We start from the raw sequence: 26,432 nt of genomic DNA, 5'->3' as shown, positions 1-26,432 counted from the left end.
AACGCGAGCGCCCCGCGCGTCAGTCCTGCTTGCGCAGGAACGAATCGAAGCACTCGACGACGTAGCGCGCCTGCTCCTCGCCGAAGCGGTGGTGTGCGCCGAAGAGGAACCCGTCGCGGTGCGCGTGCGAGGCCGCGGGAAGCGAGCCCGCCACGCGCGCGGGAAGGAGCCCGAAGGCAGGATGCTCGGCGAAGTTCCCCGAGATGATCGGACGGGTCTCGACGCCGTGGGCCTCTAGATGGCGCATGAGGTCCTCCTTCCGGAAGCGCGCGCCCTCGCGCACGATCACGGGATACGTGAAGTACGAGTGCCGGGTGCCGGGGCGCTCGGTCGGAAGCTCGAGCACCGAGGCATGGCGGGAGAGGCCCTTCGTGATCGCGTGCGCGTAGCGTCGGCGCGCCTCGACGAAGGACTCGAGCTTGCGGACCTGGTGGATGCCAAAGCCGCCTTGCAGGTCGGTCGGCCGCACGTTGAACCCGACGTTCACGAAGAAAAAGCGGGGGTCGACGTTCGGATGACGCGCGGCGATGGCTTCGCGCGTCTTCATCTCCCGGATCCACCCGTGCGCGCGCAGCGGGCGCAGCAGCTCGGCGAGATCGTCGTCGTCGGTGTTGATCGCGCCGCCCTCGATCGTCGTGATGGCGTGCGAGAAGAAGAAGCTGTACGTGCCAAGGTCGCCGAAGGTTCCCACCTTGCGTCCGTCGATCGTCGTGCCGTGCGCCTCGCAGCAGTCCTCGATGAGCCACAGATCCCGCTCGTCGGCCAGGCGAGAGAGCTCGCGCATATCGGCCGCGTTGCCAAGGAGGTGCACGGGCATGATCGCGCGCGTCTTGTCGGTGAGGGCCGCGCGCGCCGCCTGCGGGTCCATGGTGAGCGTCTGCGGGTCGACGTCGACGAGCACGGGGATCGCGCCCGCCTGCACGATGGGGTACACGGTCGTCGACCAGCACATGGCCGGAACGAGGACCTCGTCGCCGGGCATGAGGCGCCCGCGCGTGTGCGGGTTGGCGGCGGCAAAGAGGGCCAGCAGGTTGGCGCTCGAGCCCGAGTTCACCATGATGCTCGAGCGGGAGCCAAGGTACTGCGACCAGGCTTCCTCGAACTGACGCACCTTTGCGCCCATCGTGACGTAGCTTGTCAGGAGCGCTTCGACGGCTTCCTTGACCTCCTCGGGCCCGTAGCTTGGGACGACGAGCGGGAGCCGTCCCTTGGGAACGGAGAACGACGCGGGGTCTCGCGAAAAGTACTTGTCCACGAGTCGGTTGACCTGCTCGATGGTTTCCGCCGCGCCGTCGCCCGTCATCGCAGCCACCGGATGGGGCCGCCACGCGGGGATGCCATCATAAAGGTTCCGTGGCCGATGCGCAAGGAGAGCGGGCGATGAGCAAAGCGCCGTCGTTAGTCCTTTTCACGCTCACGTACAACGAGCGCGAGAACCTCCCGCTCCTCGTCGAGCGGCTCCGGGCGCTTGGCCTCCCAAACGCGCGCTTTGTCGTCGTGGACGACAACAGCCCCGACGGCACGGGCAAGGTCGCCGACGAGCTTTCGCGGCGCCACCCCGACTTCGTCACGGTCCACCACCGCGCGGCCAAGGAAGGCTACGGCGCCGCGTACAAGGACGCGGTCGAGACGATCCGCCGCCGGTTCGATCCCGACCGCTATCTCTCGATGGACGCGGACCTCTCGCACGACCCCGCGGACCTTCCACGCCTGCTGGATCGGCTCGACGCGGGAGCCGATCTTGCGATCGGCTCGCGCCTGGCGCGCGGGAGCGTCGTCGTGGGCCGCCCGTGGATGCGACGGCTCACGACGCGCGTGGCCAACCTCCTCGTCGCGCGCCTCATCGCCGGCAACTACCCCGTGCGCGACAACACGAACGGCTACCGCGCCTTCACGCGCGAGGTTGTGGAGGCCATCCCGTGGGACCACCTCCAGGCCAACAAGGGATATTCCTTCCTCACGTCCTTCCTCGCGATCGTCTACCGGAAGGGCTTCCGCATCGAGGAGGTGCCCATCACCTTCCGCGAGCGGGAGCACGGCGCCTCCAAGCTCGGCTTCCGGCAACTGTTCGGATTCGTCGGAAACGCGCTGCACCTCCGATGGCGCATCAGCGTGCTGCGGCTGTATCGCGCCGAGCGCGCCCAAGCCCGCCCGCCGCGGTGACGTTGCGGTAACCGCCGCCGTTCGGCCGTTAGCGAACGCATCCAACACGCTTATGGTGGCTCGGGCAGAACGATTCTCGTGGACGCCTGCCACGCGACGCCGGACGGACACGGGCATGAGCCCTCCCTCAAGCCCCACCTCCCCGGGTGGATCCCGCCCAACTTCCCCGACTTCCGCATTGCGGGCCTCGTCGAGGCGCGCGACGCGGAGGCGATCGGAGACCTTGCGATCGTCGTCGCGTGGAGGCTCCACTTCAGCGAGCGCGTCGGGCCCCGTCCGTGATTGGCGTCGCCCCGTCCGTGGCCAGGGGCGGACAGAGCCCCGCACACCACCGACGCACGGACGACCGGAGCGTGCGCAATCGGCCCACGTGCCGTCGGCGGGTCGGTTCCTACGAGGCTTGACGGCGCCGCCGGCCTTTCCTCCGTCCATGGGATGCAACTACCAAGCCGCGGAGCCCGTTCCGCGCGTGGCCGGGAGGCCCGACGCCTCCGAGCTTCCGGTCGTCGAGGAGATGGTCCGGGTCCTCGGATGGGCGCTCCTGTTCCGGGAAACGGCGCAACGATCGAGCGCCCGCCAACGCAGCCATTAAAAGGGAGAGTCGGCGTTCGAACCCCGTCATGGTGCTCGAAGGCCTCGGCGAGTCGCTCCGCACGACCATGCGGAAGATCGCCAACGCCGGCCGCATCGACGCGGGCTTGGTGAAGGAGGTCGTCCGCGACATCCAGCGCGCGCTCCTGCAGGCCGACGTCAACGTGCGACTCGCGCTTGCGATCACCAAGGAGATCGAGCGGCGGGCGCTGAACGAGCCTCCGCCGGCGGGCATGAGCCCCCGCATGCACGTCATCCGCATCGTGAACGACGAGCTCGTGAAGGTGCTCGGCAAGGCGCGCGACGTGCCCGTCAAGCCCCAGCGCATCATGCTCGTCGGGCTGTACGGGCAGGGAAAGACCACCACCTGCGGCAAGCTCGCGAAGTACTTCCAGAAGAAGGGCCTTCGCCCGGGCCTCATCGCAGCCGACGTCCACCGCCCGGCCGCCTACGACCAGCTCAAGCAGCTCTCCGAGCAGGTGCGCGTGCCCTTCTACGGCGAGCCCGGCCAGAAGGACGCCGCGACCATCGTCAAGAACGGGTTGGCCGCCCTCAAGGCCGACGTCGTCATCGTCGACACGGCCGGTCGCCACAGCCTCGCCGAGGACCTCATCGAGGAGCTGAAAAACGTCGCGCGCGTGGCCAAGGCCGACGAGAAGATCCTCGTCATCGACGCGCAGGTGGGCCAGCAGGCCGGCCCGCAGGCGAAGGCGTTCCACGAGGCCGTCGGCCTCACGGGCGTCATCGTCACCAAGCTCGACGGCACGGCCAAGGGCGGAGGCGCCCTCTCGGCCGTCTCCGAGACCCAGGCGCCCATCGTCTTCATCGGCACGGGCGAGCACATCGACGAGCTTGAGAAGTTCGACTCGGCGCGCTTTGTCTCGCGCCTCCTTGGCATGGGCGACCTGCAGAGCCTCCTCGAGAAGGCCCAGGCGGCGATCGAAGACGAGGGCAAGGCCGAGCGCACCGCACGGCGCATCATGACGGGCAAGTTCACGCTCCAGGACATGCGCGAGCAGATGGACATGCTCCAGAACATGGGGCCCCTTGGCAAGGTCTTCGACATGATCCCGGGCCTCTCGGCCGCCCGCGCCAAGATGAAGGACGACGAGATGGAGAAGACGCAGGAGCGGCTCAAGCGCTACCGCGTGATCATGGACTCCATGACGGCGCACGAGATGGAGAACCCCGGCGACGTCCGCGGCTCGCGCCTCCAGCGCATCGCGCGCGGAAGCGGCGCCGAACCGCGCGAGGTGAAGGAACTCCTCAAGTACTACGAGATGAGCAAGCGCGCCATCAAGGGCTTCGCGGGCAACCGGAAGATGCAGAAGAAGCTCATGCAGAACCTCAAGTTCGACGAGACGTAGGGGCCTTCATGGGAGCGCGCATCCTCGACGGAAAAGCCCTCGCGGCCACGATGCGCGCGGAGATCCGCAAGGACGTCGAAACCCTCCGCGCGCAGGGCGTCGTCCCGAACCTCCAGTTCGTGCTCGTCGGCGACAACGCCGCAAGCGTCGTCTACGTGGAGAACAAAAACAAGGCGTGCGCCGAAGTGGGCATCGAGCACGGCACGCGACGCCTCCCCGCCGCGACGACCGAGGCCGAGCTTCTGGCCGTCCTGCGCGCCCTCAACGCGGACCCCGCCGTGCACGGCATCCTCGTCCAGCTCCCGCTTCCGCCGCAGATCTCCGAGGAGGCCGTCCTCGCAACGCTCGATCCGCGAAAGGACGTGGACGGCTTCACGCACGAGAACCTCGGCCGCCTGCTCGCCGGACGCCCCGGCTTTGTCCCGTGCACGCCGGCCGGCGTCGTCGAGCTCCTCGAACGAAACGGCCACTCGCCGCAAGGAAAGCGCGTGGCCGTCCTCGGCCGCGGCAACATCGTCGGCAAACCTCTCTCGGTGCTCCTTCTCGGCAAGGGCCGCGGCGGCGACGCGACCGTAACCGTCTGCCACAGCCGCACCCCAAACCTCGAGCAAGCGACGCGCGAGGCCGACGTCCTCGTCGCGGCCATGGGCCAGCCGGAGTTCGTCCGCGCGCGCCACGTGAAGCCCGGCGCGGTCGTCGTGGACGTCGGCATCAACCGCGTGGCCGATCCTTCCCACCCGAAGGGATCGCGCATCGTGGGCGACGTCGCCTTCGAGGAGGTCTCGAAGGTCGCTTCAGCGATCACGCCCGTGCCCGGCGGCGTGGGGCCCATGACGATCGCCATGTTGCTTGCAAACACGGTGCGCGCGGCGCGCGGGCTTTCGCGCTAGTCGGGCGATGTATACAAACGTATACCTCCGTATACATCACGGCGCAAGCCCGTCGACCGTCCGGCCGACCTCGTCGAGAAGGGACGAGGGAAGCCCGCGCGCGGCGGGAAGCTCCACGGGGAGCGGAGCGTTCCCGCCGGGCGCCGGAGGCTGGGAGGCGGCAAAGAGGGAGGCGACGGCGTCGGCGACCGCGCGCGCGGCCGAAGCGACGCCGTCGGCAATGGCGTGAAGCCCGGAGGCGAGCCCGTCCGCGGTTGCGCCGGCCGCGCCGGCGACCGATCGGGTGGCGCCCGAGGCTGCGTCGGCGACGGATTGCGCTCCGCCGGAGGCGGCGGTCGCAAGCCCGTCGGCTGCGCCCGCTAGCGCGTCGGCGACGGCGGAGAGCGCGCCCCTTCCAAGGTCGGCGGCCGCAAGGGGCAGGCTTGCGGCAAGGCCCAGCGCTTGGGCCGCGGCGTCGAAGAGCTTGCCGAGGGCGGCCACGACGGCTTCGAGGAACGCGGCGAGCGCGTTTGGGGCGTCCGCGGGGTTTTCACGGATGGCGTCGACGGCGCCAAGCGCGGCGCCGACGATCTCGTCGGCGACCTCGGCGGCCTCGTCCGCAAGGGGCGCCTCCGCCTCGGCCGGAACTTCGGGCGGTGGCACGTCGGGCGAGCCGGGCGGTTCGCAGACGCCAAGCTCCTGCAGCGTGTCGCCGGCGACGGGCGCGCCGCCGGCGGTTCCGCACGCGAGCGCGCGGGCGTCCTCGACGAGGCCCGGAACGTCCTCGAAGGGGCCGGCGGAGGCCGTGGGCAGGGCGACGAGGGCAAGGCAACCGAGCAGGGCAAGCAACGATCCGCGCGCTCGCATGGGAACTCCACGCCAACCACGACGGCGGGGGGTATAGGAAGATTGGATGGCGCGTTTGATTCGTCACGGAATTTTGCCGGCGGCCCGAAGATGTTCGACGAGCTTCGCAAGCGCGCGCCCGCGGTGGGAGAGCTCGTTCTTGGCGGAGAGCGGCAGGCGCGCGAAGCTCTCGGTGTGCCCGTCGGGAGCAAAGACGGGGTCGAACCCGAAGCCGCCCGCGCCTTCGGGCGTTTCGAGGATGCGGCCGCGGCAGACGCCCTTGACGAGGACGGGGGCGACGCTTGCGGGCTCCATGTAGGCGAGGACGGCCTCGAACCGGGCCGCTCGGTTGGCTTCGCCGGCAAGGAGCCTCAGGATGCCGGCGACGCCGATCGTCTTGTAGGCGTAGGCCGAGTACACGCCCGGAAATCCCGCGAGGGCGTCGACGAAGAGGCCGGCGTCGTCGACGAAGTACGGTTCGCCGGTGATGGCGTCGCGGAGAAAACGCGCGCGCTCGCGGGCAACCTCCTCGAGCGTGTCGGCCTGGATCTCCGGGTGGGGAACGAGCCGGTGGAGAAGCTCGATGCCGTGGAGGGACAGCGCGGCGCGGGCTTCCTCGAACTTGCCCTTGTTGGACGTGACGAAGGAGAGCTTCACCGCGCCGGAAGGCCCGTGCGGCTACATAGCGTTGGCCGCTTGGCTAGCCGGCGAGGGCGCGGCGGGTCCGAAGCTGCATCCGCGTGAGCACGGTGGAGATGTCGCGGATGTCGGAGACCTCGGCGGCGTAGGCGGCGTCCGTGATGAGCCCGACGACGGCGAGGCGGCCGGAAGGGGCTCCGACGGCCGGAAACGAGACCCTCGCGTCCAGCCCGGCTCCTTCGCGCGCCTCGCTCATCGGCAAACGGTCTGCCGGCTCAAGTATATGCGATCGTCGCGCCCGGCCGGACGGTTGCCCGGTCAACGTCGATCCCCGTCGCAAGATACAAGGCTCGCGGCGGCTCTGGGCGAATCCGTGACGGAGCTCCTGTACTTCCGCGATCCGGCGCTTCAATACGCCCGCGAGTTCCGCGCGCGCGTGACAAAGGCGCTGGACGACTGGGTTCGCCTCGACGTGACCGCATTTCATCCTGAGGGGGGCGGGCAGCCTTCGGACGTGGGTGAGCTCCGTTGGGCGGGCGGAAGCGCGCGCGTGAAGTACGTGAGCCAGAAGGGCGTGGTGAAGCACGTCCTCGAAGGCGACCGGCCGCCGGAAGGAGCCGAGGTCACGGGGCTCATCGATTGGGAGAACCGCTACGCGCTCATGCGCATGCACACGAGCCAGCACGTCGTCTCCGGCCTTGCCCACCACCTCTTTGGCGCGCGCACCGTGGGCAACCAGGTGGGGCGCGACCACTCCCGCGTGGACCTCCATCCCGTGAAGCTCTCGAACGAGGACCTCTCGACGCTCGAAGCCGCCGCCAACGAGGCGTTCCGGCAGGGCATCCCGATCCGCGTGTACGACGAGGTCCGGCGCGCGCTCGAGGAGAAGCTTGGCCCGCGCGTTCAGTGGGACCGATTGCCCATGGCCGTGCAGAAGCTTCGGGTGATCGAGATCGGCGACGTCGACCTCTGCCCGTGCGCGGGAACGCACGTCGAGAACACGCGCGAGATCGGGCGCATCCGCGTCCTTCGCAAGGAGGGCAAGGGCAAGGAGACCGAGCGGATCGTCTACGCGTTCGACGACGGCGCGGCCTAGGCCGGCGACGGGAAGGTCCAGAAAGCAAGCCGCGTGGGAACGACCGCCCGGAAGCCCACGGCGTCGGCGCGCCGCAAGAGGAAGCCGGTTCCCTCGTCGAGGTCGAACCCTTCGCCGCAGGTCGCGCGTCCGGACAGCACGGCCGCGAACGCCGCTCGTCCTTCCTCGACGGGTCGCACGAAGACGGCGCCGGGCGCAAGCTCCACGTCCTCCCAGCGCAAGCCGACGCACGCAAGCGTGGGCTCGCGGAAGGAAACGACCGCGATTCGCGCGCCCTCCCGTTCGGAGCGCCCAGGCGCGTGGGCGCGAACGGGCGCCACTTCGGGGACGCCGTCGGCGCCGGTCAGCTCGACGCACAGCACGCGTGTGTCCTCGGGCGACGGGTCGAGGCCCCACGTGCGCGCGTGCGAAGGAAGCGTCCACGCGTCGCCCGTGGACAGCACGTTCCCGTTGCGTCCGTCGATCCGCGGATGCACGTGGCCTTCGAGGACGTGGAGGACGATGGGCGACTGGACGGGCGCGTCCGCCAGCGGCCGGTCCCGGGCCAGGCGAACCTCGCGCGGCAAGAACGGCAGACCCGGCGCGGAAAACGCGGCGACGGCGGCGCCCCCGGCTTTCCGCACGCTTGCGCGAACGATCGCGCGGGCGGGTGCAGGCGGCGTGAGTCGTGATGGCATCGGGCGGGCGGCAAACCCACGGTCAGTCCATGAGGCCTCCGACTGGAACGTGCACGAGACTTGCACCCGCTGCGCGCCCGCTGCGTACGATCCCTACAATCGTTCCGGAAACAGACGGGAAACCGGAGCACGGGGAACGCGCAAGGCGTACTCCGTGTGCGTCTGGTCCTCGAAGACCCAATCGCGAACGCCGTGCGTTCCGCACTCGTAGATGACCCCGCCGGCGGTCTCGACCCCGTCGAGCTCGGCCCCGCAGGACGTGCATTGCTTGCCGCCCAAACACAACCCCCGCGAGCACTCTGACCGTTCCCACGCATGAAGGTTACGGCATACCCATCAACCCGGAACGGTTCCCGAAACCCTGAAAAGGCGCCATCGCGTTGGCCGCCCCGATGGGCGACGCCACCGAAGGGTTCGACCTTCTGCCCGCCCAGTCGCCCGGGGAAGCCCTGTCCACCGAGCTTCGGGAATCGCTCGCGGAACTGCAGCGCAACCTCGGAGGCCTTTTGGGAAGCGTCCTAGTCGACGACGAGGGAAGCCCCCTCGCATGGGATCTCCGGGGCGGCGTCGACCCCGCGCTCGTCGCGACCGCCGGCGCCATGCTCGCGCGCGCGGGCGTGCGCACCACCGAGCTCATGGACCTCGGGCGCTCGCGCAACGTCATCGTGACGACGGACCGGGGCTCCATCGCGGTCTTCCAGGTCGCAAGCGGCCTTGCGCTTGTGACCCTGCTCCAGCCGGGAACCAACAACATCCTCGTGCTCGTGGAGGTCCGCAAGGCCATCGAGCGGCTTCGGGAGGTCATCGCGCGTGGCGTTTGAGACGCTCGAGGAGTTCCTCCCACCCCTGTCGGCGCTTGCCGCGTTGGCCTTCGTCGTGGTCGTCGTCCGGTTGGCGATGCTCCTGTACGCGAACCCGTTGGGCGCCTTTGCGCAGGAGATCCTCTACCTTCGGGCCAACGCGCTGCGTCTTCCCTTGGCCCTCCTTGCCGTGTTCCTTCTCCTCGAATCCGTTCAAGCCCTCCTTCCCTTCCTCGTGACCTACCAGCTCGTCCCGTCCATCGACGATCGGACGCTCAAGACGATCACGACGGCCTTGGGCCTGCTCCAGGCCGTCCTCCTCGTGGCCGCAAGCCTCCTCATGATCCGCATCTTCTCCCGCTACACCAAGCGCGGCGTGCAGCAGCTGGTCCGCCGCGCCACGGACGAGCTTGTCCGCGCCACCCGGCGCCGGCGCCCCAAGGAGGCGCTTCGGCGGTCCTGACGGCCCGCGGACCCCAGGCGGCCAAGTCCGCCCCAAACGTTTTTCCCGTCCTGCCTGCTTCGGGTACCCCGATGATCGTTCGCGTCTTCCGCGCCCGTCCGCGCCCTGGGAAGGAAAAGGCGCTGGAGGACTACTATATCCAGACGGCCGTCCCGCAGCTCCAAGCCCAGAAGGGCGTGCGGTGGGTCAACTTCGGCCGGCCCCTCGAACGCGGCCAGGAGGAGTACGTCCTCGTGAGCGTGTGGGAATCCAAAGAAGACCTCATCGCCTTCGCGGGGGCCAACTGGCGAAAGCCCAAGCTCCTGGCCAACGAGGTCGACTTCGTCCAGGATCAGGTCGTGGACCACTACGAGATGGTTCCCGTCGGCGGGTAGCGGGGCATGGACTTCCGCCTGAGCGACGAGCAGGAAGCCGTCCGCAAGATGGTGCGCGAGTTCGCCGAGAAGAACGTTGCCCCCATCGCCGCGGCGATCGACCGCGAGAAGCGGTTCCCCACGGAGAACATCCCGCGGATGGCCGAGCTTGGCCTTCTGGGCATGACGGCCCCGGCGGAGTGGGGCGGCGCGGGCTTCGACTACGTCTCCTACGTCGTGGCGCTCGAGGAACTCGCCCGCGCGTGCGCGGCCACGAGCGTCATCGTCTCCGTCACGAATACGCTCGCGGGCTACCCCCTCAACGCCTTCTCGAACGACGCGCAGAAGGAGCGCTTCCTGCGCCCCCTTGCCACGGGCGCCAAGCTTGGCGCGTTTGCCCTCTCGGAGCCCAACGCCGGAAGCGACCCGGCCGCCATGACGACGGTCGCCGTGAAGAAGGGCGGCTCGTACGTCCTCTCCGGCCAGAAGAACTTCATCACAAACGGCGGCCACGCGGGAATCTACGTTGTCTTCGCCAAGACCGACGTGGCGGCCAAGCACCGCGGCATCAGCGCCTTCGTGGTCGAGGCCGGCACGCCCGGGTTCACCTGGTCGCCGCCCGAGGACAAGATGGGCATCCGCGCGGCGCACAGCACGCAACTCTTCTTCGACAACTGTGAAATCCCCGTCGAGAACCTCCTCGGGCAGGAGGGTGAAGGGTTCAAGATCGCCATGGCCACGCTCGACCGGGGCCGGATCGGCATCGCCGCGCAGGCCGTCGGCATCGCGCAGGCGTGCGTGGACGCCGCCGCCGCGTACGCGAAGGAGCGCCACGCGTTTGGCAAGCCCATCGCGCACCACCAGGCGATCCAGCACATGATCGCCGACATGCACGTGGCGGCCGAGGCCTCCCGCGTGCTCACGTGGCGCGCGGCCTTCCTCTGCCAGCAGGGCGAGAAGTTCGGAACGGCCTCCGCGATGGCCAAGCTCTTTGCGAGCGAAGCGGCCATGAAGAACGCGATCGACGCCGTGCAGGTGCACGGCGGCGCCGGCTACACGACGGACTTCCCCGTCGAGCGCTACATGCGCGACGCGAAGATCACGGAGATCTACGAAGGAACGTCGGAGATTCAGCGTTTGGTCATCGCGAGGGACGCGATCGGGCTCAAGTGAACTTCGCAACGTCGTATGATGTCGGATGCTCCCGCGTGCGTTCCGAACAGATTGTCGTGAAAACCCTGATATAGCGCCTGGACCGCCTGCACGGCCGGGAGAGTTGACGCATGCGCTTGTTGTTTGTCCTAGTCTTCTCGATCACCCTCGTGTCCGCCGGGCTTCCCGCGCCTGCGTCCGCAAACGTACAAGACTGCGTTTTCACGCCGTCGGGCACTCCGACCGGGCACAAGTTGCCCGCAAACTCTGTCGTTGAGGCTCGGCTTTCGCACGAGTCGTGCCCAAACGTGTTCTACCAGAGTTCGTATGTCGCGCTTCACGTCGACGGGCAGGCGGTCGCCGAGGGTTCCGTGTACCGCTACGGTTCCCTGCTTCCCCCCCAGGACGTCGTCGCAAGCTTTTCGCCCGACCCCGAATTTTCCTTCGGGGTTCACCGTGCGTGGGCGCAATACAGCAGCACCGTGTGCGACGCAAGCTGGAACTGCAAGTGGACATACCAAACGCGCGAGTGGTCGTTTGTCGTTGGAGGTGTCGTGAAGGATCTCTTGGCGCCAACCGTCGTTCGCCCCGTTCCCGGCGGGACGCCTCGCGCAACCGCTTCCGCGGGCAACCTTAGCGTTTACGACAACGGGCAAGGCCAGATCTGCCTCGACGTGCGGCTGGGCGGCAACGCGCCGCCGCAGACCGTCAACCTCGCCTGTCTCTCGAAGGCAACCTTGGGTCCCGTGGGTCCTCTCATCCCGCTGGGCAATACGTGCCTTTGCGCAAACGTAGGCTCGCGGGACTACGCGATCACCGTCTCGGCGTACTACGTGTACGACGAGGATCGCGTGAAGACGTCCGAATCGACGGTCCTAGGCGGTCTCGTTCGCGTCTCGCCTCCCACCGCCGACGACCTGCAGTGGATCCGATCCGCCGACGGCGCAGGAGCGGCGCTCTATGTGCGCGCGGAGGTCACCGACCATGGCTATTACACGTTCCTCGGGAGTGGTACCGTTGTGACGGTGCCGCACGTGGGCCAACTATTGGCGCACGGGGCGCATACGCTGCCCTGAGACCAAGCGGGTCGGGCGCGCCCCGGAACGGGTCGCGCGCCTGCTCTCGACGTTCCGTTCGCGACGTTCTTGCCACTCCTAGATGTTCTCTCCTTCTAGGAGCTTCTCGATCTTGTACGGCAACAAGTTGCGATTGATCCGCGTGACTTCCAGGATGCGGATGTCGTCGCGCCGCCGGATGTCCTGCAAGAGCGGGTTGCGGGACTTCTTGTGGAGCGTCATGATGAGGGGCTTTGGCGTGTCGAGCGCGTCCTTGACCGCCTGGCAGAAGGTGTCGCTTTCCATCTCCATCTTGCCAACCTCGTCGATGACGATGACTTCGGCCTCCGCGATGGCTTGTCGGATGGCCGTGACGCCCACGGTCTCGAGGACGTCGAGATCGACGCCGTACTTGCCCGTGCGCACGTCGCCGGTCGCCCCCTCGCGCGCAAGGACGCCTTCTTCCTTCGTGAGCCAGTTCACGATCTTGAATCCGGCGCGCTTGCCGTTCTCGACGAAGGGCTCCGTGACCATGCCGCCCACGATGACGTCGCGTCCTTCGAGCTTCTCGACGATCTTGAGAAGCGTGGCGGTCTTGCCGACCTGCGGCAGGCCGGTGATCCCGATCTTTATATCCTGGAGCATGGGCGACGGCGTTGCGCCGTAACGACGGCCGGCTTTATATACGGTCCGTTTCGCTCGGGTGCGTGCGCACGCTCGCGCAAACGCATCCAAGAGGTTTCGAACGAAGGCACCGCGCTAGAGGCCGGGCGTCTTCGTGGCGCCGCTTGCGCCGGCCGGCACGCCGGCGCCCGGAACGCCCGTTCCAAGCGTCGTGCTCGTCTTGTGCATGAACTTGGCGAGCTTCTCCACGAGGCCCTTCTTCTTGGGGCTTGTCATGAGGACTTCCTGGAGGACCTCGTCGAGCGTCTCCACGGGCACGATCTTGATGCGGTCGCGGTAGCGCTCCTCGATGAGGACGTCCTGGAGGTTTGCCCTTGGGATGATGACCTTCTTCAGGCCCGCCTCGGCGGCCGCCTCGATCTTGGCCGTGACGCCTCCCACGGGGAGCACGTCGCCGCGGATGGACAGCGATCCGGTCATGGCCGCGCCCTGGTCGACCTCGATCTCCTCGAGCGCGCTGATGACGGCCGTCGCCACCGAGATGGAGGCCGAGTCGCCCTCGACGCCCTCGTGCGCGAGAACGAACTGGATGTGGATGTCGTGCGTCGTGACGTCGACGCCCGTGTGCTTCTTGATCACGGCGGCCACGTTCTGGACCGCTTCGCGGGCGATGTCGCCAAGCTTGCCCGTCGCGATGACCTTGCCCTCGCTCTTGCTTTGGGAGGGCGTCACCTCGGCGGCAATCGGCATGACGATGCCCGAGGGCTCGCCCACCTCGCCGCCCATGAAGACGGCAAGGCCGTTCACCTGGCCGATGGCGCCGCCGCTCACGCGGAACGTGCGGTACTCGCGGCGGTGCTCGATCATCTGGTCGACGACCTGCTGCTCAAGCGAGCGCGCGATCATCTTGGCCTTCACGACGTGGGTCTGCGTGACAAGCGGCGCCTTTGCTTCGATGGCCACGTCCCCGGCCACGCGCACGAGGCCGCCAAGCTCGCGCAGGCGAAGCGTGAGCTTGCCGCGCCGGCCGCTGCGCCGCTGGGCGTCGCGAAGGATCTCGGCGACGGCCATCTTGTCGAAATGCGGGATCTTCGTGTCCTTCTTGACCTCTTGCGCCACGAAGCGGACGAGCTTCCAGCGGTTCTCGTCGGAATCGTCCATCGTGCTGTTCATGAAGACTTCGTAGCCGTACCCGCGGATGCGCGAGCGGAGCGCCGGGTGCATGCCCGGGTGGAAGGGGTTGCCTTCCTGGCCCTTGAGCGCGTCCATGTTGCCCGCCGCGACGAGCACGAAGTCGCACGGCACGGACTCCGTCTTCACCATCGCGCCGCTGGAGCGCTCGGATTGGCCGAGGATCGGGAACTTCCGCTCCTGGAGGGCGGTGAGCAGCGACTGCTGGCTCTCCATGCGGAGCATGTTGATCTCGTCGATGAAGAGCACGCCCTTGTGCGCCTTGTGGATGGCCCCGGCCTCGACGCGGTCGTGCGCGGGCGTCTCGAGGCCGCCCGACTGGAAGGGGTCGTGGCGCACGTCGCCCAAAAGCGAGCCCGCGTGGCTGCCCGTGCCGTCGACGAACGGGGGCTTCTCGCCGGGCGTGTGGCTCACGAGGAGCTTGGGGACAAGCGACGTCTCGCGAACCGTCATCTGCCGCATGATCATGAAGAGGATGAGCGCGCCAAAGAGTCCCAGCAGGAGGAACATGGGCTCGTGCGGCTGGCTTGCAAGGAACATGGCGACGCCAAGCGCGATGAGGGCCACGACCACGAGGAGCTGCATGGTGGCCTTGCGCTCCTGCTTGCGTTGCGCCTCGGCCTTCTGGGCGGAGACGATCTCCTTGCCCTTGCCGGCCGGCACGACCCGGATGCGCGGCTGGTGATTGTCGTCGGGATTGGGGTAGGCGATGATGTCCTCGAGTTCCTCGGGCGGCAGAAGCTCGCTCATGGCCTTGGCGAGCATGGACTTGCCCGTTCCGGGGTCGCCGATGAGCATGACGTGGCGCCGCTGCTCCGCGGCCTTCCGCATCACCTCGACGGCCTTCTCCTGGCCGATGACCTGGTCGATGAGCCGGTCCGGAACCTTGATGTCCTCCGTCGTGGAGAAATCCTGCTCCTTGACCCACTCGTCGACCTGTTTCGTCTCGTTCATCGCAACGCCTGGCGGATCGACGCGGGTCCCCTCACCGGCGCAAGAGCGTTATAAGTAACGTAGGGCTCCGGTGCTGGGCCACGTCCGAGTTTCTTTCATGGTCCCACTACATATATGATTTGTGGTAACGGGAGCAGGGCTGAAATCAAGGCATTCCTTTTTGGAGGGATCGGCGGTTTCCCGCCTCGATGCTGGTCGTGTCGGGGCCGCAGAACCCTGTTTTGTCCAAGCGCCTGGCCGACCAACTGGGCGTGCCGCTTGCCCGCGTGGAGACCAAGCGCTTCCCGGACGGGGAGGCGTACGCCCGCCTCACGACGCCGGTTCGGGGGCAAGACGTCGTCGTCGTGCAATCGACGGTCTCCGACGGCGCGCTCGTCGAGCTCCTGCTCATCCAGGATGCGTGCCGGCGCAGCAACGCTCGCAGCGTGACGACCGTGATCCCGTACCTCGGCTACGCTCGCCAGGATCGCGTCTTTGTGGACGGCGAGGCCGTTTCGGCCGAGGTCGTCGCGCGCATCATCGAGCGGTCGACCGACCGCGTGCTGCTCGTCGATCCCCATCGGCCCGCCATCAGCCACATGTTCCACGTTCCCTGCCGCGCCGTGACGGCCGTGCCGGCCATCTGCGACCACCTGCGCAACCTTGGCGTGGAGGTCGTGCTGGCTCCCGACGCCGGGGCGGCCGAGCGTGCGCACGAGGCGGCCATGTTCTTGAAGGCCAAGAGCGACCACCTGGAGAAGAAGCGCCTCACGTCGACGGAGGTCGTCATGATGCCCAAGGAGATGGCCGTCGACGGGCGGACGGTCGTGATCCTCGACGACATCATCAGCACCGGCGGCACGATGGTGAAGGCGGCCGGCGAGCTCAAGCGGCAAGGCGCAAAGAAGGTCGTCGCCGCCTGCACGCACGGCCTTTTCATCCAGGACGCGCTCCCGAAACTCCTGTCCTCCGGCGTGGACGAGGTCGTCGCCACCGACACGATCGAGGGGCAGGCGTCGCTCGTCTCGGTCGCAAGCGTGGTCGCAAAGGCGCTTTGAGCGGCCCGAGGGCTAGGCGCGCCGCCGACGCAGGAGGAGCGCGCAGAACCCCACCGCAAGCGGCAGCGATTCCCACGCCGGCGTCGCGTTGCGGACGTCGTTCACCGGATTCGATTCCCAAAGGTTTGGGTTGTGCGGGTACGCGTCGCGCGCGTCGGGAACGCCGTCGCCGTCGCTGTCGAGCTCGTCCACGCGCAAGGTCTGCCGCCGGGGCGGCGCCTCCGACCCGTCCAGCCGAGCGGCGATCTCGTATTCGCCGGCCTCCGGGAGCGTGAACGCGACGCTCGCGCGCGCGGTGACGCCGCCGGGGATCGAGAGCGCCGCCGTGCGTTCGGTCTCGCCGATATTCACGCGCACGAGGGCCTCCCCGGGAGCCTGCCCGGTGTTGCGCACGAAGACGACCACGTCGAAGGGTCGCAGCGCCATGGGGAACGTGGGCGTGGGGTCCATACCCACGATGGCGAACTCGGCCGGGACGAGCACGGGCAGGATCCGCTGCAGGTAGGCCGCTTCAAGGACGTAGTCGCCCGGCTCGTCGGGCGTCCAGACGAAGCGGGCGCTTCCCGATTCCCCGATGCCAAGGGACAACGTTTGCGTCCCCACGACCTGACCGCCCACGCGAAGCGTGATGACGCGCTCCGCCGCCGTGGGGCCGCGGTTGCGCGCCTCCACCGTGACCTGCACCGGCTGACCGGGCAGGGCGGGCGAGGGTGAGGCCCGCAGCGCTTCGAGCACGATGTCCTCGAGCGCGACGACCTCCCGAAACGGCGGGTAGGTCGGGCCAAAGACGTAGAGATCAAAGAACGTCGAGAAGTCCACGAGCACGCCGTCGGAGCGCGCCAGCCGGTTCACCACGCGGAGCATGTCGTCGTTCGTGACGCGTGGCAGCCGGCTCGTGTTCCGGCTGATGTTCTCGACGTACTCCTGGTTGAGGGCGGTCATGATGGTGGCAAGCGTGGCGCGGCCGTTCGTGGCGCCGGAGAGCTCGGATCCCAGGTGCGCAAGCGTGAACATGCCCTTGCGGTAGGCGACCTGCTGGTCGTCGGCCCCGTACACGGGGCTCGTGAGCGCAACCTCGCCGCGGTTGGGGTCCTGGGTGCGGTTCTCGTACTCGCTTCGAAGCTCGGCGTTGAGGAGGTCGAGCGAGAGGAAGCCCGCGACGAAGCGCGAAATCGCGCCGTGATAGTCCGCGTCGCCCTCGTTGATCCAGATCGTCGAGGCGCCGGCCACGTTGTGCGCCTGGAACATCTGGTACGTGTGCGCGTACTCGTGCGCGATCGTCTTCAGCGTGGCGTTCTGGTGCACGAAAAGGGAGTCGGTCGACCCGAGGCCCCCGTGGAACATGGGCGCGCCCGCGCTGATGACGAGGATCTTGTCGCGCGTGACGTTGCCGTACACGCTTGCGTAGTAGGGCGTGGCCGCCTCGAGGTAGTCGAAGATCACGGAGCGGTCCGCAAGCTCGCCGGAGAGGCGCGCGTACACGAACGTCTTGCCCGCGCGCTCCTGCGACTCGCCCGAAAACGGACCCAGCGCGACAAAGCCGCGCGGCAGCACGCCGCGGATCGCGTCGCCGGCCGGGAGCACGAACTGACCGGGGCCCGTGGCCTCCCATGGGGCTTCGACGTTCCAGCCGGCGGGCAGCCGGAACGTGACCGCGGCCGTGAAGTTCGGGCCCGGGCACGGCTGGCCGCCGGTCCATCCGACGGGACAGTAGTAGGTGTAATCGAACGGGATGGACAACGCCTCGGCCTTCACGACGCCAAAGGCCGGCGAGAGCCAGCTGTTGTACTCGCTGGGCGTGGTGGCGGGCTTGCGCACGTTGATCTCGTACATGAAGGACGCGACGTCCGAGGTCGGCGTGAAGTTCCAGCCGCCCGCGTGCTGCCGCAGGGTCCCGCCAAGATCGTTGAAGAGACGCAGGACAGCGTACTCGTGCGTCGCCGTGCGCAACGTGAAGTTGAGGACCCGATCGCGCGCGTTTCGAATCTCCAGGGTCACCTGCACGATGCCCTGGTCAAGGAGGGTCGGCTGGGTAACGTCGACGTTGTAGGCAAGCGCGACCACGGTCGACTCCCGCGCAGCGGACGCGTCGCCGGCAAGCCACAGGGCCGACAGGAGGACCGCACCGAGGGCAGCCGTCGCCAGAAGCGCGCGCATCGGGGTTCGGGCACGACTCGTCCTCTCGTAAGGGTTGCGGCTTGGGACGCAACGTTCTTGCGCTTGGCGGCGGTTGACCCGGCGGGGGCAGTCGGTGCGCCGACAAGTCGAATTCGCCGTGACCGGTCGGAGCCCCAGCCCCGTCTACGATCTTCTCTTGGCGCGCCCCAAGCTCCGCGCCACGATCCGAACCACCTGCGCCACCTCCGACGCCGTGTCCCGCCTGGTGATCGTGCAGGGGCCCGAGCGCGACCTCGACGAGCTCTCGGCCCGGCTGGCGCGCGAAGCCGCCGCCGGCGGAACCCTCCAGCCCCTGGCGCGCCAACCGGGCTCGCTGGCCTTTTTCGACCCGGACCTCGACGACGGGCGCGGGCGCCCGTCGCTTCCCCAGCTTTGCGCGCGCGAGCTGGGTCCCCGCGCGGCCTACGCGGCCCGCGTGGAAGCCGGCGCGCTCCTTGTCACCGTCACCGCGCCCGCCGAGGCCCCGTTCGAGCGTTTCGTCGACGCCGCGCGAACGGCGTTGGCTCCCTCGCTTCGCTTGCGCCTGCTGCGCCTTGGGCCGGCGCCTTCCAAGGCGGCATCGGGGGGGCTTGCCCCGCCGGACGAGAGGATCCTCCTTCACGCCCTCTCCCATGGATACTTCGACGAGCCGCGGCGCACCTCCATCCGGCTGCTTGCGGCGCGGCAGAACCGCTCGAAGAGCGCGCTGGAGGAGGATCTCCGTCGCGCCGTGGCGCGTCTTTGCGCCTTGCACCTCGAGTGGATCCGCGCGCAGCGAAGCGGCTCGCCATCGCTTGCCGTGGAGCTTTGGGCACCCGTCGAGGCGACGGGACTTCGCTCGGCCATCCTGTCGGAGCCCGCGCTCGTGGGTCGCGTGGAATCGCTTTCGGTCGTCGACGCAGAGGCCTGGGAGATCCTCGTCGTGGAAGGCCCGCCCGAGGCGGTAGCGCGGCTCGATCGCCAGCTGGGCGGGGCCCTTCCGCAACCGATCCTGGCGCGGGAGGTTCTCGAGCGGTCCCTCGGACGTCGGGTCATCTTCGAGCGCTGGGCCCGGCCGCGCGAGGGCTCCGGAGGATTCTCGCCCGAGCACCTCCTCCGGGACGCTTGCGGAGCGGCCGGCGCGCTCACGACCGAGTTTCGCCACGGCGCGGGAAGGCTTACGGCCTACGGATCGCAGCCGGGGCTTGCGCGCTTTGCCCAAGGCGTGCGGGACTTCGCGCAAGGCCGGTACCGGTTCGTGCAGATCCCGGAAGCACCCTCTTTTGCAAACCGCGCCGGCGCCGACCTTCGCGCGCTGCGCAAGGCCGCCGAGGGCGGTTTCTTTGCATCCCCCCGGCGCATCGGATTGGCGCAGGTGGGTCGCGAGATCCATGCAAGCGCGAGCACGGCGGGCATCCGGATTCGACGCGCGCTTGCGCGGGTCATCCTGACGCACGTGCCGGGCGCCCACGCCGCGCTTGCAGTCGGGCAGGACGCGCCCCCGATCGCACCTTCGGGCGTGGACGGCCGCCGGGTGCTCGCTCCTGTGCAATCGTTGCAATAGTCCGGCGGCAGGTTCAACGTCGGCCACCGAATATTGTGCGCTCGCGGGGGCGCGGGCCGCAAGGGGGCACGCTCGAGAGCCAAGGCACGTTCGTTTCAGGATCGCCGCGTCGTCGTCTGCGGCCGAAGTTCGATGCCGCCGTCGGTCTTTTCACGACGGAAGGTCGGGAGTGGAAAGGATGAAAGGAATCGTCGTTGTGATCGCGATGTTCGTTGTGCTTGGAGTTTCGACCGCCTCGGCCGTCCCGCAGGTCGGCATGACCGACGCCGGACCGCCGCAGTTCGCATCGGCCGGCGTTTCGGAGCGCGCGTCGTCGGGCCTGTGGATCGTGGCCTTCCACGAGCTGCCGGAGGACCGGTCCACGTACGCGGGCCAGACCGTCGTCTCGGTGAACGAGGACCTCCGGTTCTTCGTCGTGGACGTTTCGACTCCGCACGAGTTCTTCGCGACCACGGCACGCGACGACAACGTGCGCTACGTCGAGCGGGACCTTGAGGTCGTGCGGGCCTCGCTTGTCCCCAACGACACGCACTACGCGAACTACCAGTACGACATGAAACCCGCGACCACGAACATGGAGCTTGCCTGGGACAAAGGCTTCGGGACGACGTCCACGAAGGTCTGCGTGGGCGACACCGGCCAACGCAGGACGCACGAGGACTTTCAGGGCGTGACCTGGTACCACTGGTTTGACGCCATCAACGGCAAGACCACGGCCTACGACGACAACGGGCACGGGTCGCACGTCACCGGCACGATTGCCGCCATGCCGAACAACGCCAAGGGCGTGGCGGGCATCACGAAGGTCGCCATCGGCGGCGTGAAGCTCTTGAACACCCGCGGCTCGGGCACCGTAAGCCAGGTGGCAAACGGCATCAACTCCTGCACGGGCTCGGGCGCCCACATCCACAGCTACTCGCTTGGCACCACGGGCGACTCGTCCACCATCCGAAACGCCATCAACGCCGCCCTCGACGCGGGCGCGTTTATCGCGGCGGCCTCGGGGAACGGCGGCTGCAGCAACTGTGTGGAGTATCCCGCGAAGTACCCGGGCGTGACGGCCGTGGGCAGCACGGGCAAGACGAACGTCGTGTCGTCGTTCACGAGCAAAGGCCCCGAGCTCGACTTCTCCGCGCCGGGCGAGGACATTCCCTCGCTGTGGACGGACAAGCAGCCGTGCACGAAGCAGAACGCCGACCGGTGCTACGTGCTCTCGTCGGGCACCTCGATGGCCACGCCCCACGTGGCGGGCCTTGCCGCTCTCGTGAAGAGCAACAACCCGGGCTTCACGTCCCAGCAGATCTACGACCGCCTGAAGTCCACCGCGATGGACCTTGGGGCCTCCGGCCACGACAGCACGTACGGCTGGGGCCTCATCCGCGGCGGCGCGGCCTGACGTGACGATCCGAGGGGCGCCGCGGGGCGCCCCTCGCCTTTATTTTTCCCCACGCGTTCCCCGGAGCCATGCGGGGGCATTGGAGGCTCGCGTTCGCGCTTTGCGTCCTCGTCCTCCCCGGCGTCGCGCAGGCGGCATCGGACGACTTCGAGGCGGACGCGGAAGGCACCCGAGGAACCGTGCAGGGGGAAGGCCCCCAGTGGGTCCGCCTCGACGCCGATACGGCGATCCTCAACGTCTCGGCCGAGCGCACCGTGTACGGGCGCATCCGATTCGCGGGCACGTTCGACGTCGAGCGCCCGCGGCAGGTCGTCCCCACCGTGGGCGGGTCGATTCCCAACGAATACTCGAGCCCAGCGCTCGAGGAGGCCGCCGGCGACCACGCGCTGTTCAACCTCACCGGCCGCGCGCAGGACGACGGGTTTCTGGTCGAGTTCCGCGTTCGCCTTCCCGCCGGCAACCACTCGCTTGCCTTCCGCCGCGACGTCGCGCCGCCCCGCATCGTTTTCCTGCCGCCGGAGAACGTCACATACGCCGGCGCGCTCATCTCCACGACGACCGACGAGCACGCCTTGTGCAACCTCGAGATCCTCCGCGAGAGCGCGCCAGAGCCCGTTCCGTACCCCACGACGGAACCCGCCCGGTTCCAGAACTACCCCGTGATCGGGCTGCGGCCGAAAACGAACTACACCTATTGGGCCACGTGCCACGATTTCTCGGGCAACGCGGCGCGCTCGCCGACGTTCTCGCTTGCAACGCCGGAGCGAACCTTCGTTCCGGGACCCGTGCTCGAAACGTACGAGCCCGCCAACGGCTCCGTCGTTCCCGTCACGGCGCGCGTCCGCGTGACGCTTTCCACGCCTGTGGGCGCCGTCGAAACCGGACACGTTCGGCTGTTTGTGGACCGGCAAGAAGTCACGGATCGGTTGGCATTCTCGGAAGGCGCCTTCTCGTACGCTCCCGCTGGTGGGTTTGCTCCCGGCAACCACACGGTCCTGCTGGAGGCGCGCAACAGCGAGGGCGGCACGCTTTCGTTCCAGTGGCGCTTCGTCGTCGTGACGCCTCCGGCCCGTGCGCCCGCGCTCGAACCGGTCGGGGTGTTGTTCGCGTTCGGGGTTGCGATCGCGGCCGCGCGCAGGCCATGAAGCTTCCGACGCAACCCGCATCGGAAACGCCCCCGCGACCTTGATAGGGGGGCGGGACGCTGCGGCGGCGGGGGCATGAGAGGCTGCGAAACCTCCGTCGGTTGGTGAGCGTCAGCGTCGCGATCGCGTTCTTCGGTTTCCCGTACGGCACAGCCGTGGCCGATCTTGCAAGCGTCGATCCGATTCTCGTGGACCCTTCGCGCGCGCCGGTGGGCGAGCGCGACTACATCGTCGGGTTCTTCGACAGGATCCCTTCGGAGATCGAGCCGGGCGCGACGTACCACGGTGCGACCGTGCTGTGGACCGACGCGGACCTCGTCTTTGCCGTCGTGCGGGCCGAGCCAGCCTCGCTTTTCGAAGCGCAGGTTCGCACGGACGACCGCGTGCGCTACTACGAATGGGACAACCCCATGGCGGCCTTCCTGCGGCTTGTGCCCAACGATTCCCTGTACGGCAACTCGGGCCACTGGGGCAGCAAGAAGATCGGCGCGGAGACCGCGTGGGACCGGACGCTTGGCTCCACCTCCGTCAAGGTCCAGATGATGGATTCGGGCCTCGTCAAGACGCACGAGGAGTTCGCGGGCTCCGGCCGCGTGCTGCAAGGGTACGACTTCGTGAACAACGACAACGACCCGAACGACGAGGGAGGCGCCTGCGGCTACCACGGCACGCACACCACCGGCACGGCCGGCGCCACGATCAACAACGCCAAAGGCATCGCGGGCATGAGCCAGCACACGATCCTTCCCGTGAAGGCGTTCTACGTCTCCGGCATCTACTGCACGTCCTCCACCACCACGCTCGTGAACGCGCTCAAGTACGCCGGCGACCAAGGCGCGCACATCGCCTCGAACTCGTGGGGCTCCAGCGCCGCGAGCGCAGCCATGAACGACGCCGTGCAATACTCGCACGACCGCGGCGTCACGCACGTCGCGGCCGCCGGCAACTCGGGCCCGTGCACGAATTGCGTCTCCTACCCGTGGCGCGACAAGGCGTCTGTCGTGATCGTCGTCTCGTCGACGACCTCCTCCGACGGGTTTTCGAGCTTCTCGAGCGAGGGGCCCCAAGTGGACGTCTCGGCGCCCGGGAGCGACATCCTGTCGGCCTGCGGCCCCAACACGAACAGCTACTGCACGATGAGCGGCACCTCGATGGCCACGCCGCACGTGGCGGGCACGGCCGCGCTCCTCAAGACGCTCAACCCGTCCTGGGGCTTCACGGACATCGAGAACCGATTGCGAAACACCGCCCTTGACCTCGGCGCGGCGGGCTTCGACAACAAGTTCGGCTACGGCCGCATCCGCGCCGACGCGGCGACGGCTCCGGCGACTTCAGTGCCCTCGGCGCCTTCGCTTTCGGCCTCGGCCGGCAACTTGCAAGTGTCGCTCTCGTGGACGACGCCCTCCGACGGCGGAAGCCCCATCACGGGCTACCGGCTCTACCGGGGGACCACGTCGGGCTCGCTCTCGCTCTACGCGAGCCTTGGCGTCACGACGTCGTACACCGACACGAGCGTGACAAACGGCGTGACGTACTACTACCAGGTCTCCGCCGTGAACGCCGTCGGCGAGGGACCGCGCAGCAACCAGGTTTCGGCCACGCCCTCCTGTCCGGGACCGTCGAACAACTGTTTTGGCAGTCCCATCTCCGCCACGGGATCGCCCTACTCGAACACGCAAAGCACGAGCGGGGCCGACCTCGAGGCCGGCGAGCCGCGGCCGTGCGGCAGCATCGGCGCGACCGTTTGGTACAGCTGGACCGCGCCGGCCGCGGGCACCGCGACCGTGAGCACGGTGGGCGGAAGCACGAACTACGACACCGTGGTTGCCGCGTACACCGGAAGCAGCCTTGGCTCACTTGCGAACCTCGCTTGCAACGACGACACGGGAGGCGGCCTGCAATCGCAGATCAGCTTCACCTGCACCTCCGGGACGACGTACCGCATCCAGCTTGGCGGCTACAACGGCGCCACCGGCACGGCCACGCTGTCCATCAGCGGGTGCCAGGCTGCGACGGCCGTCCTCGACGAGAAGTTCGACGGCGGAACGGGCACGCCTGCCGGTTGGACGTTCAGCGGGCTGTGGCGCGTGGGCAGCACGTGCGCGGGAGCCGTGTCGTCGCCCAACTCCCTGCAGTACAACCAGGCGAGCACGTGCAACTACGCGACGGGCTCGCGCACGACCGGGAACGCGGACACGCCGGCGATGAACCTCAACAACATCGCCTCGCCCAAGCTCACCTTCGACACGAAGTACGTGAAGGAGAACTATTCGGGTGGCGCCTACGACATCCTGCGCGTGCAGGTGCAAGTGTCCGGCAGCACGTCGTGGACGACCCTCTGGCAGCGCGACAGCCGCAACGCCGACCAGACGGCGTGGGGCCCGGTCGAGATCGGCCTGTCGAGCTACAAGAGCAGCGGCACGAAGGTCCGCTTCTTCTTCGACTCGGTCGACGGGACGGCCAACAACTACCTCGGGTGGGCCATCGACAACGTGAAAGTCCAATGAGGACTTTCACGTGAGGAAGCGCGGGCTTCCTCCGAAACATGAGGGTGCAGTGAAGGGAGGCGGATTCGCGCAGGCCGGGGGGCGTGCCTTCCGCCTCCCGGCCGTCCCCGCTCACCGCGTCGCGCCCGCCCGGTCGAGCGCGTTGTGAAGGATCGCGACGCACTGGTCCGTGTGGAGGCTCACCGGACCCACCGAGAGGCGGAGGGCCCGACGCGTCGACAGCGCCGACGCAAGCGACGGCGGAACGCCCCGGTCGTCCCCCAGGACAAACCATGCCCCCGCGGGCAGCTCCGCCTTCTCCAGCGGAACGCCGTCCTCGGCAAGGACGACAAGCGGAGCGTCCGGACGCTCCGCCAGGACGTCCGAGGGCAAGGCGCGCGACAGCTCGATGCCGTCGCCGGCCGAAAGCCAAGCGCCCGGCACCGAGGGCTTTGCCATCGCGCGAAGCAGCCACGCGGCGATCGACCGCTCGTCAGGGTGCAGGTTGCGAAGCGCGTCGCCGCGGAGCCGCACGGCAAGCGGCGGCTTGGGCGGACCCTCCAGCACGAGCGTGAGGCGGACGTCGCGACGGATCCCGTTCGAGACGAGGAACGCGGCGGCAACGACGCGGCAGACGAGGTCGAAGCGTCCGCCGGAGGACGGAAGGTCGTCGAGAGGAACGTCGGGGGCGCTCCGGGCGCGGGAGAAGGCGACGAGGAACTCGCGCATGCGCTAGGCCTGCGTGGCCGGCGCGTCGTCGTCCGCGTGGATCGTTGCAAGCGCGGGCACGACGCGGGCGGGCTCGAGGCTCATGTAGACCACAAGCGGCGCCGTGAGCCCCGCGATGACGCGGCCCTGCTCGCTCAGGCGATACTCGATGCGGACGGGCCGCTCGTTGACCACGTTGCGGTCGACGAGGCCCATGGCCTCGAGCTCCTGGAGCTTCGTCGAGAGCGTGCGGGAGCTGATGCCCTCCAGGCGGGACTTGATCTGGTTGAAGCGAAGCTTCTGGGCCACGGCGAGGACAAAGAGCATCTCAAGCGTCCACTTCTGGAACAGGGGCTTCACGCGCTCCATCACGTGGACGAGGCTCGTGTCGAACTCGCGGGGCTCGACCCGGGCAAGCGACTCGCCCACGCGCAGCGAGAACCCGCTGGAGGCCCGGACCGCGCTTTCCAGGCGTGCCGCAAGCTCGGGCTCCAAGACGACGTGCTCGCGCCCATCCGCGGTCTTGTTAAGCTTGATCCCCATGCGACTCGCCCGTTCCCGGCGAATCTAGTCGCGCGGCGGCATTATGTAACTGTCGGAAAAGGCACTTTTCCGTTGGAACCCGGGCGGCCTCGGGACGCCAGCGATCAACCCGACGTTGCGATGAACATTCATCGCAAGCCGTCGGCGCCCGCCCGCCAGTCAGGTTCATGAAGCGCGACCCCGCTTGCCACCCCGTGACGGAAGACTACGGCTCGCTCGTCGCTCGCGTGCGCGAGCACCAGGCGGCCATCGTGCGCGCCCAGCACGACGTGCTGACAAAGAAGATCGACGTGGCCACCTACAACCGCGTGTACCGCGAGAACCTCGACGCCATCCACGCCCTCGAGGCGAAGCTTCGGACGATGCAGGGCTGAGCGCGGTCGCCGACCCCTACAGGCGCACGGGCTTCGCGAACACCCGCACGATCTCCTTGGCCTCGGCGCTTCCCTTGTCGAGCATTTTGCCCTCGACCTTGATGCCGTGGATGCGCACGCGCAACCGCCCGAGCGTGAGCTCGTCGCCCACCGAGAGCGTCTCGCGCGGGCCCAGCACGACCTCCTTGCGGATCGTCTTGTGC

Annotated in this window: 29 protein-coding genes; 17 read left to right on the top strand and 12 right to left on the bottom strand. The window is 68.3% G+C overall.

Annotation, left to right across the window (positions count from 1 at the left end):
• Positions 1–19 precede the first annotated feature (19 nt).
• Positions 20–1,303 (bottom strand): DegT/DnrJ/EryC1/StrS family aminotransferase, encoded by a 1,284-nt coding sequence (locus tag VM681_09270; protein ID HVL88174.1) that lies wholly within the window; start codon positions 1,301–1,303, stop codon positions 20–22.
• 77 nt (positions 1,304–1,380) lie between these two features.
• Here VM681_09270 and VM681_09265 point away from each other — a divergent pair, with 77 nt between their 5' ends.
• The 5 genes from VM681_09265 (at position 1,381) to folD (ending at position 5,011) form a co-directional block, all read left to right on the top strand.
• On the top strand, positions 1,381–2,163 hold the full coding sequence (locus tag VM681_09265; protein ID HVL88173.1) for a polyprenol monophosphomannose synthase: 783 nt from the start codon (positions 1,381–1,383) through the stop codon (positions 2,161–2,163).
• A gap of 78 nt (positions 2,164–2,241) precedes the next feature.
• Positions 2,242–2,445 carry a hypothetical protein gene (locus VM681_09260; GenBank protein HVL88172.1) on the top strand — a complete coding sequence of 68 codons (204 nt, stop codon included), beginning with the start codon at positions 2,242–2,244 and terminating at the stop codon, positions 2,443–2,445.
• 148 nt (positions 2,446–2,593) lie between these two features.
• The gene (locus VM681_09255; GenBank protein ID HVL88171.1) at positions 2,594–2,755 is read left to right on the top strand and encodes a hypothetical protein; all 162 of its coding nucleotides are present in this window, start codon (positions 2,594–2,596) and stop codon (positions 2,753–2,755) included.
• 28 nt (positions 2,756–2,783) lie between these two features.
• Complete coding sequence (locus VM681_09250) at positions 2,784–4,121, top strand: signal recognition particle protein Srp54 (GenBank protein HVL88170.1); 1,338 nt, start codon at positions 2,784–2,786, stop codon at positions 4,119–4,121.
• Between the two features lie 8 nt (positions 4,122–4,129).
• A complete protein-coding gene (folD, locus tag VM681_09245) occupies positions 4,130–5,011 on the top strand; it encodes a bifunctional methylenetetrahydrofolate dehydrogenase/methenyltetrahydrofolate cyclohydrolase FolD (GenBank protein HVL88169.1) in 882 nt (293 codons plus the stop codon).
• 36 nt (positions 5,012–5,047) lie between these two features.
• On the opposite strand, the gene VM681_09240 is transcribed toward folD, so the two are convergent.
• The 3 genes from VM681_09240 to VM681_09230 all read right to left on the bottom strand — a co-directional run bounded on the left by VM681_09240 (position 5,048) and on the right by VM681_09230 (position 6,731).
• Entirely contained in the window at positions 5,048–5,857 is an 810-nt protein-coding gene (locus VM681_09240; GenBank protein HVL88168.1) for a hypothetical protein, read from the bottom strand.
• 63 nt (positions 5,858–5,920) lie between these two features.
• Positions 5,921–6,493, bottom strand: coding sequence for an RdgB/HAM1 family non-canonical purine NTP pyrophosphatase (gene rdgB, locus VM681_09235; GenBank protein ID HVL88167.1), 573 nt, complete (start codon positions 6,491–6,493; stop codon positions 5,921–5,923).
• A 43-nt stretch (positions 6,494–6,536) separates the two neighbouring features.
• Positions 6,537–6,731, bottom strand: a complete 195-nt coding sequence (locus VM681_09230) for a hypothetical protein (GenBank protein HVL88166.1) — start codon at positions 6,729–6,731, stop codon at positions 6,537–6,539.
• Positions 6,732–6,848: 117 nt separating this feature from the next.
• Here VM681_09230 and VM681_09225 point away from each other — a divergent pair, with 117 nt between their 5' ends.
• Entirely contained in the window at positions 6,849–7,571 is a 723-nt protein-coding gene (locus tag VM681_09225) for an alanyl-tRNA editing protein (GenBank protein ID HVL88165.1), read from the top strand.
• On the opposite strand, the gene VM681_09220 is transcribed toward VM681_09225, so the two are convergent.
• Positions 7,568–8,248 (bottom strand): hypothetical protein, encoded by a 681-nt coding sequence (locus VM681_09220; GenBank protein ID HVL88164.1) that lies wholly within the window; start codon positions 8,246–8,248, stop codon positions 7,568–7,570. The two genes, VM681_09225 and VM681_09220, sit on opposite strands and share 4 nt — an antisense overlap.
• A gap of 93 nt (positions 8,249–8,341) precedes the next feature.
• Positions 8,342–8,533 (bottom strand): hypothetical protein, encoded by a 192-nt coding sequence (locus tag VM681_09215; protein ID HVL88163.1) that lies wholly within the window; start codon positions 8,531–8,533, stop codon positions 8,342–8,344.
• Between the two features lie 107 nt (positions 8,534–8,640).
• Here VM681_09215 and VM681_09210 point away from each other — a divergent pair, with 107 nt between their 5' ends.
• From VM681_09210 to VM681_09190, 5 genes are all read left to right on the top strand, one after another.
• Positions 8,641–9,069, top strand: coding sequence for a roadblock/LC7 domain-containing protein (locus VM681_09210; protein HVL88162.1), 429 nt, complete (start codon positions 8,641–8,643; stop codon positions 9,067–9,069).
• Entirely contained in the window at positions 9,059–9,511 is a 453-nt protein-coding gene (locus VM681_09205) for a hypothetical protein (GenBank protein ID HVL88161.1), read from the top strand. The genes VM681_09210 and VM681_09205 overlap by 11 nt, the downstream gene beginning before the upstream one ends.
• A gap of 71 nt (positions 9,512–9,582) precedes the next feature.
• A complete protein-coding gene (locus VM681_09200; protein ID HVL88160.1) occupies positions 9,583–9,885 on the top strand; it encodes an antibiotic biosynthesis monooxygenase family protein in 303 nt (100 codons plus the stop codon).
• A 6-nt stretch (positions 9,886–9,891) separates the two neighbouring features.
• Positions 9,892–11,037: an acyl-CoA dehydrogenase gene (locus tag VM681_09195; protein HVL88159.1), complete on the top strand. Its 1,146-nt coding sequence runs from the start codon at positions 9,892–9,894 to the stop codon at positions 11,035–11,037.
• 110 nt (positions 11,038–11,147) lie between these two features.
• Positions 11,148–12,092, top strand: coding sequence for a hypothetical protein (locus VM681_09190; protein ID HVL88158.1), 945 nt, complete (start codon positions 11,148–11,150; stop codon positions 12,090–12,092).
• Positions 12,093–12,170: 78 nt separating this feature from the next.
• Here the strand turns inward: VM681_09190 and VM681_09185 are convergent, their stop codons facing one another.
• A complete protein-coding gene (locus VM681_09185) occupies positions 12,171–12,716 on the bottom strand; it encodes an NTPase (GenBank protein HVL88157.1) in 546 nt (181 codons plus the stop codon).
• 114 nt (positions 12,717–12,830) lie between these two features.
• A complete protein-coding gene (gene lonB / locus VM681_09180) occupies positions 12,831–14,840 on the bottom strand; it encodes an ATP-dependent protease LonB (protein ID HVL88156.1) in 2,010 nt (669 codons plus the stop codon).
• Positions 14,841–15,028: 188 nt separating this feature from the next.
• Here lonB and VM681_09175 point away from each other — a divergent pair, with 188 nt between their 5' ends.
• Positions 15,029–15,877, top strand: coding sequence for a ribose-phosphate diphosphokinase (locus VM681_09175; protein ID HVL88155.1), 849 nt, complete (start codon positions 15,029–15,031; stop codon positions 15,875–15,877).
• Positions 15,878–15,889: 12 nt separating this feature from the next.
• Here the strand turns inward: VM681_09175 and VM681_09170 are convergent, their stop codons facing one another.
• Positions 15,890–18,034: a CARDB domain-containing protein gene (locus VM681_09170; protein ID HVL88154.1), complete on the bottom strand. Its 2,145-nt coding sequence runs from the start codon at positions 18,032–18,034 to the stop codon at positions 15,890–15,892.
• Between the two features lie 94 nt (positions 18,035–18,128).
• On the opposite strand from VM681_09170, the gene VM681_09165 reads away from it, so the two are divergent.
• The 4 genes from VM681_09165 to VM681_09150 all read left to right on the top strand — a co-directional run bounded on the left by VM681_09165 (position 18,129) and on the right by VM681_09150 (position 24,625).
• A complete protein-coding gene (locus VM681_09165) occupies positions 18,129–19,577 on the top strand; it encodes a helix-turn-helix domain-containing protein (GenBank protein HVL88153.1) in 1,449 nt (482 codons plus the stop codon).
• Positions 19,578–19,755: 178 nt separating this feature from the next.
• The gene (locus VM681_09160) at positions 19,756–20,973 is read left to right on the top strand and encodes a S8 family serine peptidase (GenBank protein ID HVL88152.1); all 1,218 of its coding nucleotides are present in this window, start codon (positions 19,756–19,758) and stop codon (positions 20,971–20,973) included.
• Between the two features lie 68 nt (positions 20,974–21,041).
• Positions 21,042–22,118: a hypothetical protein gene (locus tag VM681_09155; protein ID HVL88151.1), complete on the top strand. Its 1,077-nt coding sequence runs from the start codon at positions 21,042–21,044 to the stop codon at positions 22,116–22,118.
• A gap of 104 nt (positions 22,119–22,222) precedes the next feature.
• Complete coding sequence (locus VM681_09150) at positions 22,223–24,625, top strand: S8 family serine peptidase (GenBank protein ID HVL88150.1); 2,403 nt, start codon at positions 22,223–22,225, stop codon at positions 24,623–24,625.
• A gap of 111 nt (positions 24,626–24,736) precedes the next feature.
• On the opposite strand, the gene VM681_09145 is transcribed toward VM681_09150, so the two are convergent.
• Positions 24,737–25,333 (bottom strand): hypothetical protein, encoded by a 597-nt coding sequence (locus tag VM681_09145; GenBank protein HVL88149.1) that lies wholly within the window; start codon positions 25,331–25,333, stop codon positions 24,737–24,739.
• A gap of 3 nt (positions 25,334–25,336) precedes the next feature.
• Positions 25,337–25,855 carry a helix-turn-helix domain-containing protein gene (locus VM681_09140; protein ID HVL88148.1) on the bottom strand — a complete coding sequence of 173 codons (519 nt, stop codon included), beginning with the start codon at positions 25,853–25,855 and terminating at the stop codon, positions 25,337–25,339.
• Positions 25,856–26,049: 194 nt separating this feature from the next.
• On the opposite strand from VM681_09140, the gene VM681_09135 reads away from it, so the two are divergent.
• Positions 26,050–26,229: a hypothetical protein gene (locus tag VM681_09135; protein ID HVL88147.1), complete on the top strand. Its 180-nt coding sequence runs from the start codon at positions 26,050–26,052 to the stop codon at positions 26,227–26,229.
• A 16-nt stretch (positions 26,230–26,245) separates the two neighbouring features.
• Here the strand turns inward: VM681_09135 and VM681_09130 are convergent.
• Positions 26,246–26,432, bottom strand: a 187-nt coding sequence (locus VM681_09130; GenBank protein HVL88146.1) for an HVO_0476 family zinc finger protein, incomplete at its 5' end; no start/stop codon positions are given.

The organism is Candidatus Thermoplasmatota archaeon (assembly GCA_035541015.1).
Lineage (GTDB): Archaea > Thermoplasmatota > SW-10-69-26 > JACQPN01 > JAIVGT01 > DATLFM01.
The sequence above is the reverse complement of the archived record's forward strand: the minus strand, read 5'-3'. Positions and strand labels throughout refer to the sequence as shown.

Excerpts from the sequence above, each read along its gene's own strand:
- VM681_09270 (HVL88174.1), bottom strand. The coding sequence starts at position 1,303 with ATGACGGGCGACGGCGCGGCGGAAACCATCGAGCAGGTCAACCGACTC.
- VM681_09265 (HVL88173.1), top strand. The coding sequence starts at position 1,381 with ATGAGCAAAGCGCCGTCGTTAGTCCTTTTCACGCTCACGTACAACGAG.
- VM681_09255 (HVL88171.1), top strand. The coding sequence starts at position 2,594 with ATGGGATGCAACTACCAAGCCGCGGAGCCCGTTCCGCGCGTGGCCGGG.
- VM681_09250 (HVL88170.1), top strand. The coding sequence starts at position 2,784 with ATGGTGCTCGAAGGCCTCGGCGAGTCGCTCCGCACGACCATGCGGAAG.
- folD (HVL88169.1), top strand. The coding sequence starts at position 4,130 with ATGGGAGCGCGCATCCTCGACGGAAAAGCCCTCGCGGCCACGATGCGC.
- VM681_09240 (HVL88168.1), bottom strand. The coding sequence starts at position 5,857 with ATGCGAGCGCGCGGATCGTTGCTTGCCCTGCTCGGTTGCCTTGCCCTC.
- VM681_09230 (HVL88166.1), bottom strand. The coding sequence starts at position 6,731 with ATGAGCGAGGCGCGCGAAGGAGCCGGGCTGGACGCGAGGGTCTCGTTT.
- VM681_09220 (HVL88164.1), bottom strand. The coding sequence starts at position 8,248 with ATGCCATCACGACTCACGCCGCCTGCACCCGCCCGCGCGATCGTTCGC.
- VM681_09210 (HVL88162.1), top strand. The coding sequence starts at position 8,641 with ATGGGCGACGCCACCGAAGGGTTCGACCTTCTGCCCGCCCAGTCGCCC.
- VM681_09200 (HVL88160.1), top strand. The coding sequence starts at position 9,583 with ATGATCGTTCGCGTCTTCCGCGCCCGTCCGCGCCCTGGGAAGGAAAAG.
- VM681_09195 (HVL88159.1), top strand. The coding sequence starts at position 9,892 with ATGGACTTCCGCCTGAGCGACGAGCAGGAAGCCGTCCGCAAGATGGTG.
- VM681_09190 (HVL88158.1), top strand. The coding sequence starts at position 11,148 with ATGCGCTTGTTGTTTGTCCTAGTCTTCTCGATCACCCTCGTGTCCGCC.
- VM681_09185 (HVL88157.1), bottom strand. The coding sequence starts at position 12,716 with ATGCTCCAGGATATAAAGATCGGGATCACCGGCCTGCCGCAGGTCGGC.
- lonB (HVL88156.1), bottom strand. The coding sequence starts at position 14,840 with ATGAACGAGACGAAACAGGTCGACGAGTGGGTCAAGGAGCAGGATTTC.
- VM681_09175 (HVL88155.1), top strand. The coding sequence starts at position 15,029 with ATGCTGGTCGTGTCGGGGCCGCAGAACCCTGTTTTGTCCAAGCGCCTG.
- VM681_09170 (HVL88154.1), bottom strand. The coding sequence starts at position 18,034 with ATGCGCGCGCTTCTGGCGACGGCTGCCCTCGGTGCGGTCCTCCTGTCG.
- VM681_09160 (HVL88152.1), top strand. The coding sequence starts at position 19,756 with ATGAAAGGAATCGTCGTTGTGATCGCGATGTTCGTTGTGCTTGGAGTT.
- VM681_09155 (HVL88151.1), top strand. The coding sequence starts at position 21,042 with ATGCGGGGGCATTGGAGGCTCGCGTTCGCGCTTTGCGTCCTCGTCCTC.
- VM681_09145 (HVL88149.1), bottom strand. The coding sequence starts at position 25,333 with ATGCGCGAGTTCCTCGTCGCCTTCTCCCGCGCCCGGAGCGCCCCCGAC.
- VM681_09140 (HVL88148.1), bottom strand. The coding sequence starts at position 25,855 with ATGGGGATCAAGCTTAACAAGACCGCGGATGGGCGCGAGCACGTCGTC.